The following is a 15,946-nucleotide window of genomic DNA, read 5'->3' on the forward strand; positions in this document are numbered from 1 at the left end:
ATCAGGGCAGGCGTATTCGGCATGGCGCGCACGATGCGCGTGTAGCCGCCGAGCCAACGCGACAAGTCGACACCGCGAATGCCGGCGGCAATGCTCACGACGAGTTGCGTCGACAGGTGAGGTGCGAGCGATGCCGATACGGCTTTCAACACCTGCGGTTTGACGGCCAGCACGATCGCGTCGTAGTCAACCAGGGCCTCGTCGGCTGAGGCTGCCGTCGCGATGCCGAACTGCTCGTGCGTACGGGTGCGCGCGTCTTCGTTGACGTCGATGGCGTAGAGGTCGGCCGGTGCGACGCCCGCGCTTGATCAGGCCGCCGATCAATGCCGCGGCCATGTTGCCGCCGCCGATGAATGCGATTTTCATGTCGAGGATGGGAGTGGGCGCAGCGGCTGATTATAGATCGCCGCCGTGCGCAATTCAGTTGGGTACAACCGATTGATGGGGACGTGCTTTCATTCGCGCGGCGCAGGTGTGCACGGCGGCTCAGTGCGAGTAATCGCGTTTGCCGAAAATCGCCGTGCCGATGCGCACCATCGTCGCCCCTTCGAGGACGGCCGCTTCCAAGTCGCTCGACATGCCCATCGACATCGTATCGAGCGCCAGGCCTTCGGCGCATAGCGTCTCGAACAGCGTGCGCAAGATTCGATGGGGCTCGCGCTGCGCTTGGATGTCGTCGGCGGGTTCGGGAATCGACATCAAGCCGCGCAGACGCAGCTTGGGCAGCGCGGCGATCGCGCGCGCCAGGGCGAGCGCGTCACGTGCGGGCACGCCGCTCTTGGAGGCTTCGCCGCTGACGTTCACTTGCAGACAGACGTTCAAAGCGGGAAGGGCGTCGGGGCGCTGCTCGGACAAGCGCTGCGCAATCTTGAGACGATCGACCGAATGAACCCAATCGAACTGTTCGGCGACGGGCCGCGTTTTGTTCGATTGCAGCGGGCCGATGAAATGCCATTCGATCTGAGCGCGCAGATCGGCGAGCGCCTCGATCTTAGCTAGCGACTCCTGCACGTAGTTTTCGCCGAAGGCGCGTTGACCGGCCGCGAAGGCCGCCCGGACATCTTCGGCTGGGAACGTCTTGGAGACGGCCAGCAGCTCGATCGACTCAGGGGAGCGGTGGGCCGCCTGGGCCGCGCGTTCGATGCGGGCGTGAACGGCCCGCAGGTTCTCTGCGATATGGGACATAGGTTGTGCGTGAGCGAGGGCACGAGGTCTGTCGCGGATTATACGGCGCGGGTGGAGCAGGCTTCGGCGGTGTCGACTCCCCCATTGCGCCTCGCGGTCGTGGTTGGGGGCTTCCTGCATCGAACAATTGTGGACGAATGTCGGCACCGTGCCTTGACAACGCTCATGCCAGCATCAGCCGGGTCGAGTTGCTATTGAGTTCGATGCCGCCGTCCTCGCCGACAAGGACGGTCCCACCGAGATTGATCAAGCGCCGACCGATTCCGCAGTTCGGTTCGAGGGCAAAGACCATTCCGGCTTCTAGCACCCGGTCGTTACCCATCGAAGGGATGGGCAACACCTTGCCGTAACGGGCCAATTCGGGCAGGTCGGCAAGGCGCTCGCCCGCGCCGATCATCGTATAGGGCGTCAGCGAATGAACGAGAGGGTGAGCGTGCCAGCATGCCCGCTCGCGCATCGGCACTCGCATCGCTTCGACGACATCGGCGAAAACGCTTCCGGCTTTGAGCGCCTTGACCCCCGCCTCATAAGACGCGCGCGCGAGAGCCGCGGCATCATGGAAGTCGGGGTGAACGTTGCCGACGGCAATCGCTGGCTGATGCTGGGTTTCAAGCATGCCGAACGACGAAAAGACCTCCGACAGAACAACGTCACCTTCCCTGATGGTGCGCGGTGTTTCGGGCCGATAGAGCCATGTAGGCGGTCCCCATCCGACGAATTCCGGACCGGAGCCAAGCAAAATCTGACCGCAGTAACCCACATTGCGGGCCGCGGTGTCGAGGGCAGCCGCATAGATTTCATGCTCGCCGGCGCCCGGACGAGTCGCATCGCGCATCGCGGCGCACATTTTTTCTCCGACGCTTGCCGACCATTTCAGAACGGCAATCTCTTCGGCGCTTTTGACCGACGTTCGGGCGAAGAAGTCGTTACCGACTGCCTCGAAGCGCGCTTCCGGCAGGTCGTCCACGATCCCCTTCCACGTGTTGTAGGGGATGACGCCATCGAAATAGTAGGGGGATAAGGTTCCAGCCCGACGACGCCGAATTTGCACCGGTTGAGACCGCGGTCTTCGATGATTTCGACGACATTCGAACCCATCTTCCCCGTATAGATATTCTCGGGCCTGATCCAGCTCGTGTATCCGGACGCTGCCGCCTGGATGTGATCCGCTATGACGGTCACGAGGAAGACGATGACGATCGGCTCTTCGCCCTTCGGAACGATGACGATCGAACCCGGGCGTTCGTTCGTCAACCATGTGTCCGGGCATAAAAGGCGGGAAACGCCCCCTCGCGATCCCATAGACGAGCAAAGCATCGAGCCCGCGCTCCTCCATGAGCGTGTTGGCGATAGACCAGCGCCGGTCGCGTTCGGCGAACGAATAACTCGGGATGCTAGTAGACATGGCTCTTCCTATCTCGAGGTCAGATGGTTAGATCCGGGCGCCTTCGATTTCCGCGGTGCCGAGTGGCAACTTCGCCGTGGCGGTCAAACGATCGCCGTCGACCCTTCCTTCGACGTCGGCATGAACGCGCCCGATCGGCGTTCCGATGCGGGCCGGGAAACGGAATTCGTGGCCATTGACGGTGCCGCCGGAAAAATCGGAGCGACCCTTGGCGGTCTCGATATAGCCGGACAGCGTCGTTCCCTCGGCGCGGAGCGTCATTTGCGCGTCCTTCGGACCGAGTGGGGTTTTGACCGTGATCTTGTATGTTCCTTCGATAGACATATTGAGTGCTCCGCCGATGATTGAGTTAATGACTCCTCGGTCATTATAGAGTGGTCGTCGATGCAGTCAATGATTTAATGACTATGGAGTCATTAAATGGTAATGTTGGACGTCCCGATGGGTGCAGCGGCCATCGCGTCGTGCAATTCGGTGGAGAAACGGAATCGATGGAAGAGCAGGCATCCGGGGCGGCGGGCAAAGAGCGGCGCCGACGCAAAGAAGCGCGACCTCAGGAAATCATCGCGGCGGGCCTGGCCGAGTTTGCCGAGCATGGTTTCGAGGCGACGCGGCTGGATGACGTTGCCGCCCGGGCCGGCATCGTCAAGGGCACGATCTACCGATATTTCGGCAGCAAGGAAGCGCTCTTCGAAGCGGCTTTGTCATCGGGCATCGCCCCCGCCTTCGAGGCTTTGCCAAGCATTGTCGAGTCCCATGAGGGCACGACCTCCGACCTCTTGACCGTGTTGATCGAGCGCCTTTATGCGACCTTGTTCACCCAAGACGTGGAGCTATTGGTACGGATCATCATATGCGAGGGGCGGCGTTTTCCGGCCATCGCGGAGCTGTATCACCGGCTTCTGATAAGCAGGGGGAGAGAAATCCTTCACCGGGCGATGGCGCGCGGCATCGCGCGCGGCGAGCTGACCCCATCCCCTCTGAGCGAGACGCCGAAGCGCTTATCGGCCCAATGGTCATGGCGATTATCTGGCATATGGTTTTCGATCGCGTGGATCCGATTGAGCCGAGGCGTTTCTTGGACGCTCACCTTTTCATGCTGAGGCAGGTTCTGGCAGGCGATCTTCGGAAGGACTCCTTCATCGACCCATGAGGTCCGCATGCAGCACAGCTATCTCTCGTCTATCGGGCGGAGTCGGTTTTCATCAATCGCGAAACCCACTGAAGTGGGTCACCCGTACACCAAATGCTCGACCAACTCGACCCAGTGCGCGACGGGCATGGATGTCCCGCTTTGCAAATGAGCGATACACCCGACGTTGCCCGATACGACCATCTGCGGCTCGAGCGCCTCTAGGTTGCGTACTTTCCGATCGCGCAGCGTATAGGACATCGCAGGTTGCGTGACCGAATAGGTACCCGCCGAGCCGCAGCACAGATGGCTGTCGGCCGGGAGCCGCACTTCCACGCCGAGCGTGGCGAGCAGATGCTCGACCGCCCCGCGGATCTGCTGTCCATGTTGAAGCGTGCACGGCGGATGGTAGGCCACCGTGTGCACGCCGCGCCGTCGCGCAAGTCCGGCCAATTCCGTCTCGAAGCCGCCCAACACCTCGACGACGTCGCGCGAGAGCTCGGTGATTCGCTGCGCTTTGCCCGCATAGGCAGGGTCGTTGCGCAACAGATGGCCGTATTCCTTCACGGTCGCGCCGCAACCGGAGGCGTTGATCACGATTGCCTCGACGCCGGCTTCCACGTGAGGCCACCAGGCGTCGATGTTGCGCCGGACATCGTCGAGCGCCTCGTCTCGATAGCCCAAATGAAGCCGAATCGCGCCGCAGCACCCGGCTTCGGGTTCGATCAACGTCTCGATGCCGAGCGCATGCAGCACGCGCGCCGTTGCGATATTGATATTCGGCAGCATCGACGGTTGCACGCAGCCGGAGAGCAGCAACATGCGGCGCGCCGTACCCTCGGACGGGGCAAGCTCGGCGCGATTCGGCCATTCGAGCAGCCGTTGGCGCGGCGGGACTTTGTCGCGCAAGCGGCGCGGGAGGAACGGACGAACCAACTGTCCGAGCCGCATAGCCGGCGCGAACAGCGCGCTATTGGGCAGCACGCTCGCGAGCACCCTGCGCAACAGTTGCTGACGCAGCGGCCGCGGCACGCTCTTCTCCACGTGCTCGCGGCCGATCTCGACGAGCCGCCCGTACTGCACGCCCGAGGGGCATGTCGTCTCGCAGCTGCGGCAAGTGAGGCAACGGTCCAGATGCAACTGCGTGCTGCGCGTCACGCTGCCGCCTTCAAGCATTTGCTTGATCAAGTAGATGCGTCCGCGCGGCCCGTCCAATTCGTCGCCGAGCAATTGATAGGTCGGGCAGGTCGCCGTGCAAAAGCCGCAATGCACGCATTTGCGCAAGATCGCATCGGCCTCGTCGCCGTCGGCTGTGTTGCGGATGAAGTCTGCGAGTTGGGTCTGCATTGCGTCGCTGTCGCCTCTTAGCTTTTGCGCCGCCAGGCGATCGGCGAGTGCGCTAGGCGCCGTTCAAACGTCATCGTCGGCATAGGCATCAGAAATCGGGGTACATCCGTGCGCGATTGAAAATGCGCGCCGGGTCGAAGGCGGCCTTCAGGCCGCGATGGATCTTCTGGAGCGGCATCGGCAGCAAGGTAAAGACGCCGACGCTGCGGTCGAAACTTCGGCCTGCCCGAAAGATCGTCGCGTGGCCGCCCGCCTGCTTGGCGCTGATGCGCACCGTCTGCGCATCGGTATCGGTGATCCACCAGCGCTGCGCGCCGCCCCATTCCATCAACTGCGCCCCCGGCAGTTGCAGCGGTTCCGTGATCGAGGGCAGGGCAAGACGCCATAGCGCCGAATCGGGGGGAATCGAGGCGAAGAAGGGATCGGTTTGCTCGCGCAGCCCTTCCCAAAACCGCTCGGCTTCGACGGCGTCGACAACCTCTCCGCCGATCGTGTTGCGGGCCGACTTCACCGCGGTCTCCGCGCCCGACAAACGCACGGCCAGTGTGCCGTTGCGCCAGGCGCTCGCCGTGATCGGCAGCGGCCGCCCGCCCCATTCGTTGAGCTTGCGAACGGCATCGGTCCCATTCATATCGAATTTGAGCGTGGCTTCCATCGCGGGGCGCGGCATGACCTTGACCGACAGATCGAGCATCAAACCCAGCGTGCCGAGCGAGCCGGCCATGAGCCGCGCGACATCGTAGCCGGCGACGTTCTTGACCACCTGGCCGCCGAAGCGCAGCACGTCACCGGCGCCGTTCATCAGCGTGACGCCTAGCACGAAATCCCGGGCCGCGCCCGCTTGCGCCCGGCGTGGCCCGGAGATGCCGGCCGCAATGCAGCCGCCGAACGTCGAGGCGCGGCCGAAGTGCGGCGGCTCGAAGGCGAGCATTCTGGTCGTGTTCGGCGAGCGTCGCCTCGATCTCCGCGAGCGGCGTGCCGCAGCGGGCCGTGATCACGAGTTCCGCGGGGTCGTAGGCAAGGATGCCTCGATAGGCGCGCGTATCGAGTATTTCGCCCTGAAGTTGTTGGCCGTACCAATCTTTCGTGCCCGCACCGCGCAAGCGCAGCGGGCGCGCCTCGGCCGTGGCCTGCCGGATCCGTTCGGACCAGTAGGCCACGATGTCCTCGTCCTGCATGGCTTCGCGCTTCGTCGTGTCGTTCATCCGGTGGTGCCGGCTTTTAGCAAGTCATGCCGTCATGGCGTTCGTTACAGATTGTACCGACCGAGCGCGGCGAGACAAGCCGCGGCGCGGGCGCCTAGGGGTAAGTCCGTGGGTACGCTTCACCCGGCGGCCCTTTAAAAACGCGGTATGTCCGGATGCGGCAGCAAGCCGCCGCGCACGTGCATCTTGCCGTACTCGGCGCAGCGCGCGCGAGTGGGAATCCCCTTTGTGGGGTTCAGCAATTCGGCTGGGTCGAACGCGCGCTTGACCGCGAAGAAGGCCTCACGCTCCGCATCCGAAAACTGCACGCACATCGAATTGATCTTTTCGACGCCGACCCCGTGCTCACCGGTAATCGTGCCGCCGAATTCGACGCACGCTTCAAGGATCTCGGCGCCGAACTCCTCGGCGCGGCGTAGCTCGTCCGGGTCGTTGCCGTTGAATAGGATGAGCGGGTGCATGTTGCCGTCGCCCGCATGGAAGACGTTGATGCAACGCAGCCCGTACTTGCCTTCCATCGTTTCGATCCGCGCGAGCAGCGGACCGATGCTGCGGCGAGGGACGGTGCCGTCCATGCAGTAGTAATCGGGCGAGATTCGTCCCGCTGCCGGAAACGCATTCTTGCGGCCCGACCAAAAGCGCAGTCGTTCGGCCTCGGTGCGCGAGATTTGCAGGCGTGTCGCGCCGTGTTCGCGCAGTACGGCGGTCATTCGGACGATTTCGTCCGCGACTTCCTCGGGCGTGCCATCGGATTCGCATAGCAAAATGGCCGCACAGTCGAGGTCGTAACCGGCGCCGACAAACGCCTCGACGGCGCGCGTGGCGGGCCGGTCCATCATCTCGAGGCCCGCCGGAATGATGCCGGCCGCGATGATGGCCGCGACGGCCTCGCCGCCTTTGACGACATCGTCGAAACTCGCCATGACGACTTGCGCCGTTTGCGGCTTCGGAATGAGCTTGACCGTGACTTCCGTCACGATGGCGAACATCCCCTCGCTGCCGATCATGACGGCGAGCAGATCGAGTCCGGGCGCGTCGGGCGCGAGCGAACCGAACTCGACGATGTCGCCGTCCATCGTCACGGCGCGCACGCGCAGCACGTTATGGACGGTCAAGCCGTACTTGAGACAATGCACGCCGCCCGAGTTTTCGCTGACGTTACCGCCGATCGTGCAGGCGATTTGCGACGAGGGATCGGGCGCGTAGTAAAGCCCGTACGGTGCGGCCGCCTCGGAGACGGCAAGATTGCGCACACCAGGTTGGACGGTAGCCGTGCGCGCATACGGATCGACGTCGACGATCTTCGTGAACCGCGAGAGCGAGAGCACGACGCCGTGCGCGATCGGCGTAGCGCCGCCCGACAGGCCCGTGCCTGCGCCGCGAGGTACGACGGGCACGCCGAGCCGCCGGCAAATTTGCAGCACGCGCTGCACCTGGCCCTCGGTTTCGGGCAACGCGACCGCAAGCGGCAATTGTCGATAGACGCTCAGGCCGTCGCACTCGTACGGCGCGGTGTCTTCGTCGCGATAGAGTAGGCAGTGCGCGGGCAGCGTGGCCATGAGCGCCTGCACGACTTCGCGTTGGCGCTCGGCGCGGACGTCGCTCGGCGACGAGACAACGGCTTCCATAGGCTCCCCCGTTGGCCGCTTCAGGCCGTATAAGAAAAGATCTTGCCCGGGTTCATCAGATTGCGCGGATCGAACGCATGCTTGATTGCGCGCATGGCGTCGACGGCCGCGGGGCCGTGTTCGTCGAGCAAGAAGTCCATCTTGTGCAGCCCGATGCCATGTTCGCCCGTACACGTGCCGCCCATCGCGAGCGCCCGTTGCACGACACGCCGGTTCAAGCGTTCCGCTTCCTCGAGTTCTTCTGGCTTCTCTGGGTCGATGAGCATCGCGACGTGGAAATTGCCGTCACCGACGTGGCCGACGATCGGGCAAGGCAGCGGCGACCCAAGCAAGTCTTGTTCGGTTTCGACGACGCAATCGGCCAAGCGCGAGATCGGCACGCAGACGTCGGTCGTCACGGCGCGGCAACCCGGCTTCAATTGCAGCATCGCGAAAAAGGCCGTGTGGCGCGCGTTCCATAGGCGGTTGCGCTCCTCGGGCCGCGTGGCCCAGGCAAAGCCGCTACCGCCGTGCTCGCCGGCGACGCTTTCGACGCGCTCGGCCTGCTCTTTCACGCCCGCGTCGCTGCCGTGGAATTCGAAAAAGAGCGTCGGCGATTCCGGCAAGGTGAGATTCGAATGCCGGTTGATCGCGCGAACGGCGAGCGTATCGACGAATTCGACGCGCGCAATCGGCACGCCGAGCTGAATCGTTTCGATGACGGTTCGAACGGCTTCGCCCATCGACGGGAATGCGCAGACGGCCGCCGACACGGCTTCGGGCTGCGGATAGAGCCGGACGGTGACTTCGGTGATGACGCCGAGCGTTCCTTCCGAGCCGACGAAAAGCCGCGTCAGGTCGTAGCCGGCCGACGATTTACGGGCCCGCGTGCCGGTTTTGACGACGCGCCCGTCGGCCAGCACCACGGTGAGGCCGAGTACGTTCTCGCGCATCGTGCCGTAGCGCACGGCATTCGTACCCGAGGCCCGCGTGGCCGACATGCCGCCCAAGCTCGCATCGGCACCGGGGTCGATCGGAAAGAACAGTCCGGTATCCCGTAGCGCTTCGTTAAGCGTCTTGCGCGAGACGCCGGCCTCGACGGTGGCCGTCATGTCTTCCGCCGCGATCGAGACGATCCGGTTCATGCCCGATAAGTCGATGCTGACGCCGCCTTCCACGGCAAGCAACTGTCCTTCGAGCGAGGAGCCGTTGCCGTAGGGGATGATGGGCACCTGGTAGTGTGCGCACAGCTCGACGATCGCGCGCACTTCCTCCGTGCTCTGCGCGAAGACGACGGCATCGGGCAATTGCGGATCGAATGGGGATTCGTCGCGGCCATGGTGCGCGCGCACAGCCTCCGATATGGAGACGCGTTCGCCGAATTGCGCTTGCAGCGCGGACAGCAACTCGGACGGGAACGGCCGGCGGGGGCGTACCGCGGCTGGAGGCACGGGGTGGTTCACGAATAGCGTCTCCCGGCGCGACGCGGTGATCGACGTGTCGCGCATTGGTATGTCGGTGTAGTCGAACGCAGGCGCACTTGGCGCGCGAGCAGCCTTCGGCAAGCGTGCCCCCGTTCAAAGCTTGCTTCATTCTACGCCGATCGCCGGGCCGTCAGAATTGGCCGAAAGGCTTAGCCGCATAGCCGAACGCCGGCCAAAAGCCCTTCGCCGCCCGCCTATAATGAGTCGCTTCGCCTATCGGCGTAGGGCAGCACCCATAGGCGCCGATGAGCGCCGATAACCGCCGGTACGTCGTCAACGCATAAAGGGAGTCATGACATGGGCCACCGCTTGAGCAAAATCGCAACGCGCACGGGCGACGACGGTACGACGGGTCTCGGCGACGGCAGCCGCGTGCGCAAGGACGATGCGCGCGTCGTGGCGATGGGCGAGGTCGACGAACTGAACTCGCAGATCGGCGTGTTGCTGACGGAGCCGTTACCGGCCGATGTGCATGACGCGTTGACCGCGATTCAGCACGACTTGTTCGACTTGGGCGGGGAGCTCTGCATCCCGGGCCATACCGTGATCGGCGATGCGCATTTGGCTCGGCTCGATGGATGGCTCGAGCATTACAACGCCGATTTGCCGCCGCTGAAGGAGTTCATCTTGCCGGGCGGCACACGCGCCGCCGCGCTTGCGCATGTGTGCCGCACCGTTTGCCGCCGCGCCGAGCGCGCGATCGTCACGCTCGGCGCCGCGCAGCCGCTTGCCGATGCGTCGGGCGCCGTTGCGTCGGGCGCCGGTGCGCCGCGCCGCTACGTCAATCGTTTATCCGATTTGCTGTTCGTCTTATCGCGCGTGCTGAATCGGGCCGGCGGCGGGCAAGACGTGCTGTGGCAGCCCGGGCGCCGCGCCTGATCGCGCGGGTGCAGCAGACGAGAGCGCGACAAAAGGGCAAACGCAGGGTTCCCGCGGCTGTGCGCGGCATGCTGCCCTGCGACAATGTGTCGTATGGAGTGGGCGGTTTGTTAAAATGTATTCTTGATGCATCTTAACGAGGAACGCCAAAACGATGACCTCCGCCCTTACGCCCGACCAAATTTCCCGCGTCAAAGCAACCGCTCCTGTCTTCGCCGAACACGGTGCGACGATCACGAAGCACTTTTATCGCCGCATGTTTGCGAATCGCCCCGAACTGCGCAACCTGTTCAACCAGACGCATCAAGAGAGCGGCAGTCAAGCCGACGTCCTCGCGCACGCCGTCTATGCGTACGCGGCCAATATCGATAATCTCGGCGCACTCGGCTCGGCGGTCGGTCGGATCACGCATAAGCATGCAAGTCTGAACATCCGTCCCGAACACTACCCCATCGTCGGCGAAAACCTACTCGCTTCGGTCGTGGAAGTGCTCGGCGATGCTGTGGACGAAGCGACGCTCGAGGCTTGGCGAGCCGCCTACGCGCAGCTCGCACAGATCATGATCGGCGCCGAAGCGAAGCTCTACGACAACGCGGCATGGAGCGGCTATCGTCCGTTCACCGTTTCGCGCAAAGTGGTCGAAAGCGATGAGATCACGTCGTTTTACCTCACGCCGGCAGACGGCGGACCGGCCGCGGGTTTCGAGCCGGGCCAATATGTGACCGTGAAGCGGTATGTCGGCGAGCTGGGCGTCGACCAGCCTCGGCAGTACAGCTTGTCGGACGCGCCGCATGGTAAGTGGCTGCGCATCTCCGTCAAGCGCGAAAGCGGGAACGAGGCCATTCCGGCCGGCCGCCTCTCGACGCTGCTGCACGAGGGTGTGGAAGAGGGCAGCATCGTCGAGGTGACGGCGCCGATGGGCGATTTTCATCTCGATCGCACGAAATCGACGCCGGTCGTACTCGTGTCGGGCGGCGTGGGCATTACGCCGATGATGTCGATGCTCTCGACGTTGGCGGCCGAAGGCAGCGCGCGTCGCGTAGCCTTCGTGCATGCATGCCGCAACGGCAAGGTTCACGCGTTCAAGCAATGGCTCGCGCAAACCGTTCAGGCGCAACCGAACGTGTCCCGCGCGGTGTTTTACGAAGAAGTGGGGCCGGCCGATAAGCAAGGCGTCGATTACGACTTCGAAGGCCGGATCGATTTCTCGCGCATCGCCGAGCAAGCCGTCTTGCCCGATGCCGACTACTATCTGTGCGGGCCGATGGCCTTTATGGAAGTGCAGCGCGATGCGCTCGTGGCGCTCGGCGTCGATCCGGCGCGGATCCACAGCGAAGTGTTCGGATCGGGCGCGCTGGCCTGATTGATCTAGCCTAAGCGGCAAACGGGCCGCCCAGTTTCGGGAGCGAACGCTCTCGAAGCCGGGCGGCCCGCTTCATTGGTGCGGTCTGCGCCCATCGGGCGCAGACCGCGCATACCTCGATCGTTCAGTTGCCGCTACCGCGCGCAATGCGCCGCTGCTTGACGCTTTCGGCGAGCCCTTCCAATACCGCGACGCTTTCGTCCCAGCCGATGCAGGCGTCGGTGATGCTTTGGCCGTACGTCAGCGTGCAGTCCGGCTGCAAATCTTGCCGGCCGGCCACGAGATGCGATTCCACCATGACGCCGACGATGCGTTCGTCGCCGGCGGCCACTTGCCGGCCGATGTCGGCGCACACGGGAATCTGGTTCTCGTGCTTCTTCGAGCTGTTGGCGTGGCTCGCGTCGATCATCAGGCGCGCCGCCAGTCCGGCGCGGCCGATGTCGGCGCATGCCGCATCGACGCTGGCCGCATCGTAGTTCGGCGTCTTGCCGCCGCGCAGGATCACGTGACAGTCTTCGTTGCCTGCCGTCGAGACGATGGCGGAGTGGCCGCCCTTCGTCACCGAGAGGAAGTGGTGCGGCTGCGACGCGGCCTTGATCGCATCGACGGCGATCTTGACGTTGCCGTCGGTACCGTTCTTGAAGCCCACCGGGCACGAGAGCCCCGAGGCCAATTCCCGATGCACTTGCGATTCGGTGGTACGTGCGCCGATCGCGCCCCACGACACCAGATCGGCGATGTATTGCGGGCTGATCATGTCGAGGTATTCGGTGCCCGCGGGCAGGCCCAGTTCGTTGATACCGACGAGCAATTCGCGCGCGGCGCGTAGACCGTCGTTGATCTTGAAGCTGTTGTCGAGATACGGGTCGTTGATGAGGCCCTTCCAGCCCACGGTCGTACGCGGCTTTTCGAAGTAGACGCGCATGACGATCTCGAGCTCGCCGGCGAAGCGCTTGCGCTCTTGCACGAGCCGGCTCGCATACTCGAGCGCAGCCTTCGGATCATGAATCGAACACGGCCCGATGATGACGATGAGTCGATCGTCCATGCCGTGCAGGATCCGATGCAGTGCGCGGCGCGTGCCGTAGATGAGGTCGGAGACCGCTTCCGTGCAGGCGAACTCGCGAATCAAGTGCGCAGGCGGCGTCAGCTCTTTCAGCTCGCGGATACGGACGTCATCGGTATTGTGCGGGGGCATGTTGTACTTCTCCTCATCGGGTTCGGGGCTCGCCTACGATCGACCTGCCGAGGCGAAAAAAAACCGCCAGGTTCGCTGGCGGTTTTTCGGGAATTCGGGTTTGCGTAACGCGCTAACACCCCTCTCGATCCGCCAGCGGACTGAGATGCCAAAAGAAGTAAAAGTGAAAATGAAACTTCGGCGACATGGCAGGGGTGAGGCTCGTAAAAAAGGTGCGTTTCACTTTATACGCCCGTTAGGCGCGGTCGGCAACCCGTGACGGCAAACAATGCGGATATTCCGCGTCAAACGGCGTGGCGATGCAAAATGCGTGCATGGCCATGTCATTCAGACCGTGCCGCCTACCGTCAAATTGTCGATACGCAGCGTCGGTTGGCCCACGCCGACGGGCACGCTTTGGCCTTCCTTGCCGCAGACGCCCACGCCCGTATCGAGCGCCATGTCGTTGCCGATCATGCTGACGTACTTGAGCGACTCGGGGCCGCTGCCGATCAGCGTCGCGCCCTTGACCGGGTAGGTGACCTTGCCGTTTTTCGATCATGTACGCCTCAGACGCCGAGAACACGAACTTGCCGTTCGTGATGTCGACTTGCCGCCGCCGAAGTTGACGGCGTAAAGGCCGTGCTTGACCGACTCGATGATCTCTTGAGGGGCCTTGTCGCCGGCAAGCATGTACGTGTTCGTCATGCGCGGCATCGGCAGCGCGGCGTACGATTCGCGCCGGGCGTTGCCCGTCACCGGCATCTTCATGAGCCGTGCGTTCAGCGTATCTTGGATATAGCCTTTGAGCACGCCGTCCTCGATCAGCGTCGTGCATTGGGTCGGGTTGCCTTCGTCGTCGATGTTCAGCGAGCGCGGGCGGTTCGGCAACGTGCCGTCGTCCACGACCGTGACGCCCTTGGCCGCGACGCGTTCGCCGATGCGGCCGCGAAGGCTGACGATCCCTTGCGGTTGAAATCGCCCTCGAGCCCATGGCCGATCGCTTCGTGCAGCAAGACGCCCGGGCCAGCCCGGGCCGAGCACGACCGTCATCGCACCGGCCGGCGCCGGGCGAGCCTCGAGGTTCACGAGCGCAGCCTTGACGGCGTCGTCGACGTAACGAGCGAGGATGTCGTCGGTGAAGTAGCCGTAATCGAACCGCCCGCCGCCGCCGCCGCTACCGATTTCGCGCCGGCCGTCTTGCTCGGCGATCACCGTCACCGATACGCGGACGAGCGGGCGCACATCGGCCGCGAGCGCGCCGTCGCTCCGGGCGACGAGGACGACGTCGTATTCGCCCGCAAGGCCGGCCATCACCTGCGTGATGCGTGTTGTCCGCGGCTGCGCGCCATTTGTTCGATGCGCTCGAGCAACTTGACCTTTTCGGTGGCGTCGAGCGAGGCGAGCGGATCGGCCGCCAAATAGAGGTCGCGTCCCGCCACGCCCTTGAGCGCGCTGGCCACCTTGATCTTCTGTTTGCCGCCGCCCGCCTTTGCGATCGAGGCGCGTCGCGTGTGCGGCTTGCGTCAGCGCTTCGACCGAGAGGTCGTCGGAGTAGGCGAAGGCCGTGCGGTCGCCGGCGACGGCGCGCACGCCGACACCTTGTCGATGCTGAAGCTGCCCGACTTGACGATGCCTTCCTCGAGGCTCCAGGCTTCGCTGCGGGTCGCTTGGAAGTACAAGTCGGGCGTAATCGACTCGGTGCGTGAAAATATCGGCGAGCGTGCGCGTGAGGCGCGCTTCGTCGAGGCCGTAGGGCGTCAAGAGGACGTCCTTCGCGGTCGCGAGATTGCGAATACCGGGTTCGATCAGGTTCATGCGGTCGTTTCGATACGAAAAAGGTTAAGCAAGCACGCGGTGGCGCCAAGCGGGGAGGCTGCGCCTCACTTCGTCGATGCGCGCGCGGTCGATGTCGCCGGCGACGACGCCCGCGCCCTCGTCGAGCACGGCCACGACTTCGCCCCAAGGGGTCGATCAACATACTGTGGCCCCAGGTACGGCGGCCGTTTTCATGCGTGCCGCCCTGAGCCGCGGCAAGCACGTAGCCACTGATTCTCGACGGCGCGTGCGCGTAGCAGCATCTCCCAATGCGCGCGACCCGTCGTATAGGTGAAGGCCGAAAGGCACGACGATCAGCGCGCAATCGCCCCATGCGCCGGTACAACTCCGGAAAGCGCAGATCGTAGCAGACGGACAGGCCGACACGCCCGAACGGCGCGTCGAACGTGCAAACCTCGCTGCCGGGCGAATCGTGCGTGCCTCGTCGAACGATTCGGCGCCCTTCTCGAAATTGAATAGGTGGATCTTGTCTGTAGCGCGCTTTGCATGCGCCGCTCGGATTCGAACACGAGCGTGGTGTTGAGCACGCGCGCGGTATCGAGCGGATCGGTTACGGTCAGCGGCAGCGTGCCGCCGATCACCCAGATGCCGTGGCGGCGCGCGCTATCGGCCAAAAAACGCTGAATGGGACCGTCGCCGTACGATTCGCGCACCGTGAGGCTTGTCGGCGTCCTTTACCCCATGAAACAGAAGTACTCGGGGGAGCAAAACGAGCCCGGCGCCGCCGGCCGCCGCTTGCGCGATCAGGCGCTCGGCGTCTTCGAGATTGCTGTTCGCGCTCGGGCGTGCTGACCATTTGGAGCGCGGCGACGCGAAACGGTGTCGTATGGACGGGGCGATCGCTCATGAATTCGATATCGGGTACTGCCGAGGGTCGTGGGCGCAGCGTGCTGCCGAGCGCTTGGCCCAGCGTGGGCACGCTACTTGTCCGTTGCCTCGGTCGGAGCAGTCATCTTACCCCGATCGGACGTGACCCGCTCGACGAGCGGGTGCGACCACGATCCCGTGACCGAATAGTCGTGCGCGAACGCATGCGAGATCGATTGCGAGAGCGCGACGTTCGCCACGAGCGCGCCGAGGCCGAGCAGGGGATTGACGACGGTCGCGGCGATCACGGCCGAGCCCGCCGACAACGTCGGCGTAATCGCCACGCGTAGATCCTGCGTCTCTTGCGCAAGATCGACCGTGCCCGACAAATCGGCGCGCATCGGCGCCGTCACGACATGGAAATCGTCGGTGCGCGCGATGCCGTTGCGCACGTGGGCCGTGGCCGTGACGCTCTTGAAGGGCAGCCCTTCGCCGATGACGTCGCGGAAGTTCAAC

12 protein-coding genes and 4 pseudogenes are annotated in these 15,946 nt (G+C 64.0%); 4 read left to right on the plus strand and 12 right to left on the minus strand.

Going from position 1 to position 15,946, the window contains the following annotated elements; all coding sequences use genetic code 11:
- The 4 genes and pseudogenes from AB1286_RS32835 to AB1286_RS32850 form a co-directional block, all read right to left on the minus strand.
- Positions 1-366: pseudogene (locus AB1286_RS32835) on the minus strand (pyrroline-5-carboxylate reductase family protein); the annotation flags it as partial.
- A 120-nt stretch (positions 367-486) separates the two neighbouring features.
- The gene (locus AB1286_RS32840) at positions 487-1,185 is read right to left on the minus strand and encodes a YggS family pyridoxal phosphate-dependent enzyme (RefSeq protein WP_430364120.1); all 699 of its coding nucleotides are present in this window, start codon (positions 1,183-1,185) and stop codon (positions 487-489) included.
- 163 nt (positions 1,186-1,348) lie between these two features.
- The gene (locus AB1286_RS32845; protein ID WP_430367411.1) at positions 1,349-2,152 is read right to left on the minus strand and encodes a M24 family metallopeptidase; all 804 of its coding nucleotides are present in this window, start codon (positions 2,150-2,152) and stop codon (positions 1,349-1,351) included.
- 465 nt (positions 2,153-2,617) lie between these two features.
- On the minus strand, positions 2,618-2,851 hold the full coding sequence (locus AB1286_RS32850; protein WP_430364122.1) for a hypothetical protein: 234 nt from the start codon (positions 2,849-2,851) through the stop codon (positions 2,618-2,620).
- 230 nt (positions 2,852-3,081) lie between these two features.
- Between AB1286_RS32850 and AB1286_RS32855 the strand changes: the two genes are divergently transcribed.
- Complete coding sequence (locus AB1286_RS32855) at positions 3,082-3,693, plus strand: TetR/AcrR family transcriptional regulator (RefSeq protein WP_430367412.1); 612 nt, start codon at positions 3,082-3,084, stop codon at positions 3,691-3,693.
- Between the two features lie 128 nt (positions 3,694-3,821).
- Here the strand turns inward: AB1286_RS32855 and glcF are convergent, their stop codons facing one another.
- The 4 genes and pseudogenes from glcF to AB1286_RS32875 all read right to left on the minus strand — a co-directional run bounded on the left by glcF (position 3,822) and on the right by AB1286_RS32875 (position 9,344).
- Positions 3,822-5,069: a glycolate oxidase subunit GlcF gene (gene glcF, locus AB1286_RS32860; RefSeq protein ID WP_430364124.1), complete on the minus strand. Its 1,248-nt coding sequence runs from the start codon at positions 5,067-5,069 to the stop codon at positions 3,822-3,824.
- 88 nt (positions 5,070-5,157) lie between these two features.
- Positions 5,158-6,247 (minus strand): annotated as a pseudogene (gene glcE, locus AB1286_RS32865) (glycolate oxidase subunit GlcE).
- Between the two features lie 161 nt (positions 6,248-6,408).
- Positions 6,409-7,902, minus strand: a complete 1,494-nt coding sequence (locus tag AB1286_RS32870) for an FAD-linked oxidase C-terminal domain-containing protein (protein WP_430364125.1) — start codon at positions 7,900-7,902, stop codon at positions 6,409-6,411.
- A gap of 20 nt (positions 7,903-7,922) precedes the next feature.
- Entirely contained in the window at positions 7,923-9,344 is a 1,422-nt protein-coding gene (locus AB1286_RS32875) for an FAD-binding oxidoreductase (protein WP_430365084.1), read from the minus strand.
- A gap of 318 nt (positions 9,345-9,662) precedes the next feature.
- Between AB1286_RS32875 and AB1286_RS32880 the strand changes: the two genes are divergently transcribed.
- Both AB1286_RS32880 and hmpA read left to right on the plus strand, forming a co-directional pair.
- Complete coding sequence (locus AB1286_RS32880; RefSeq protein WP_430364126.1) at positions 9,663-10,244, plus strand: cob(I)yrinic acid a,c-diamide adenosyltransferase; 582 nt, start codon at positions 9,663-9,665, stop codon at positions 10,242-10,244.
- Positions 10,245-10,398: 154 nt separating this feature from the next.
- Positions 10,399-11,607, plus strand: a complete 1,209-nt coding sequence (gene hmpA / locus AB1286_RS32885; protein ID WP_430364127.1) for an NO-inducible flavohemoprotein — start codon at positions 10,399-10,401, stop codon at positions 11,605-11,607.
- 124 nt (positions 11,608-11,731) lie between these two features.
- On the opposite strand, the gene aroG is transcribed toward hmpA, so the two are convergent.
- From aroG to AB1286_RS32900, 3 genes and pseudogenes are all read right to left on the minus strand, one after another.
- Entirely contained in the window at positions 11,732-12,805 is a 1,074-nt protein-coding gene (gene aroG, locus AB1286_RS32890; protein ID WP_430364128.1) for a 3-deoxy-7-phosphoheptulonate synthase AroG, read from the minus strand.
- Between the two features lie 327 nt (positions 12,806-13,132).
- A pseudogene (locus tag AB1286_RS32895) lies at positions 13,133-14,602 on the minus strand (metallopeptidase TldD-related protein).
- Positions 14,603-14,801: 199 nt separating this feature from the next.
- Positions 14,802-15,170, minus strand: a pseudogene (locus AB1286_RS32900) (nitrilase-related carbon-nitrogen hydrolase); the annotation flags it as partial.
- On the opposite strand from AB1286_RS32900, the gene AB1286_RS32905 reads away from it, so the two are divergent.
- A complete protein-coding gene (locus AB1286_RS32905; RefSeq protein ID WP_430367413.1) occupies positions 15,110-15,247 on the plus strand; it encodes a hypothetical protein in 138 nt (45 codons plus the stop codon). The pseudogene AB1286_RS32900 and the gene AB1286_RS32905 sit on opposite strands and share 61 nt — an antisense overlap.
- 296 nt (positions 15,248-15,543) lie before the next feature.
- Here the strand turns inward: AB1286_RS32905 and AB1286_RS32910 are convergent.
- A partial coding sequence (locus AB1286_RS32910) for an AsmA-like C-terminal region-containing protein (protein ID WP_430367414.1) occupies positions 15,544-15,946 on the minus strand: 403 nt, incomplete at its 5' end.

Source organism: Trinickia sp. NRRL B-1857, assembly GCF_050470685.1.
Classification (GTDB): domain Bacteria; phylum Pseudomonadota; class Gammaproteobacteria; order Burkholderiales; family Burkholderiaceae; genus Trinickia.

Bases quoted from the DNA above. Each gene is read 5' to 3' on its own strand.
- AB1286_RS32905 (WP_430367413.1), top strand. From the start codon at position 15,110: ATGCGCCGCTCGGATTCGAACACGAGCGTGGTGTTGAGCACGCGCGCG.
- glcF (WP_430364124.1), bottom strand. From the start codon at position 5,069: ATGCAGACCCAACTCGCAGACTTCATCCGCAACACAGCCGACGGCGAC.
- AB1286_RS32850 (WP_430364122.1), bottom strand. From the start codon at position 2,851: ATGACGCTCCGCGCCGAGGGAACGACGCTGTCCGGCTATATCGAGACC.
- AB1286_RS32870 (WP_430364125.1), bottom strand. From the start codon at position 7,902: ATGGAAGCCGTTGTCTCGTCGCCGAGCGACGTCCGCGCCGAGCGCCAA.
- AB1286_RS32855 (WP_430367412.1), top strand. From the start codon at position 3,082: ATGGAAGAGCAGGCATCCGGGGCGGCGGGCAAAGAGCGGCGCCGACGC.
- AB1286_RS32880 (WP_430364126.1), top strand. From the start codon at position 9,663: ATGGGCCACCGCTTGAGCAAAATCGCAACGCGCACGGGCGACGACGGT.
- hmpA (WP_430364127.1), top strand. From the start codon at position 10,399: ATGACCTCCGCCCTTACGCCCGACCAAATTTCCCGCGTCAAAGCAACC.
- aroG (WP_430364128.1), bottom strand. From the start codon at position 12,805: ATGCCCCCGCACAATACCGATGACGTCCGTATCCGCGAGCTGAAAGAG.
- AB1286_RS32840 (WP_430364120.1), bottom strand. From the start codon at position 1,185: ATGTCCCATATCGCAGAGAACCTGCGGGCCGTTCACGCCCGCATCGAA.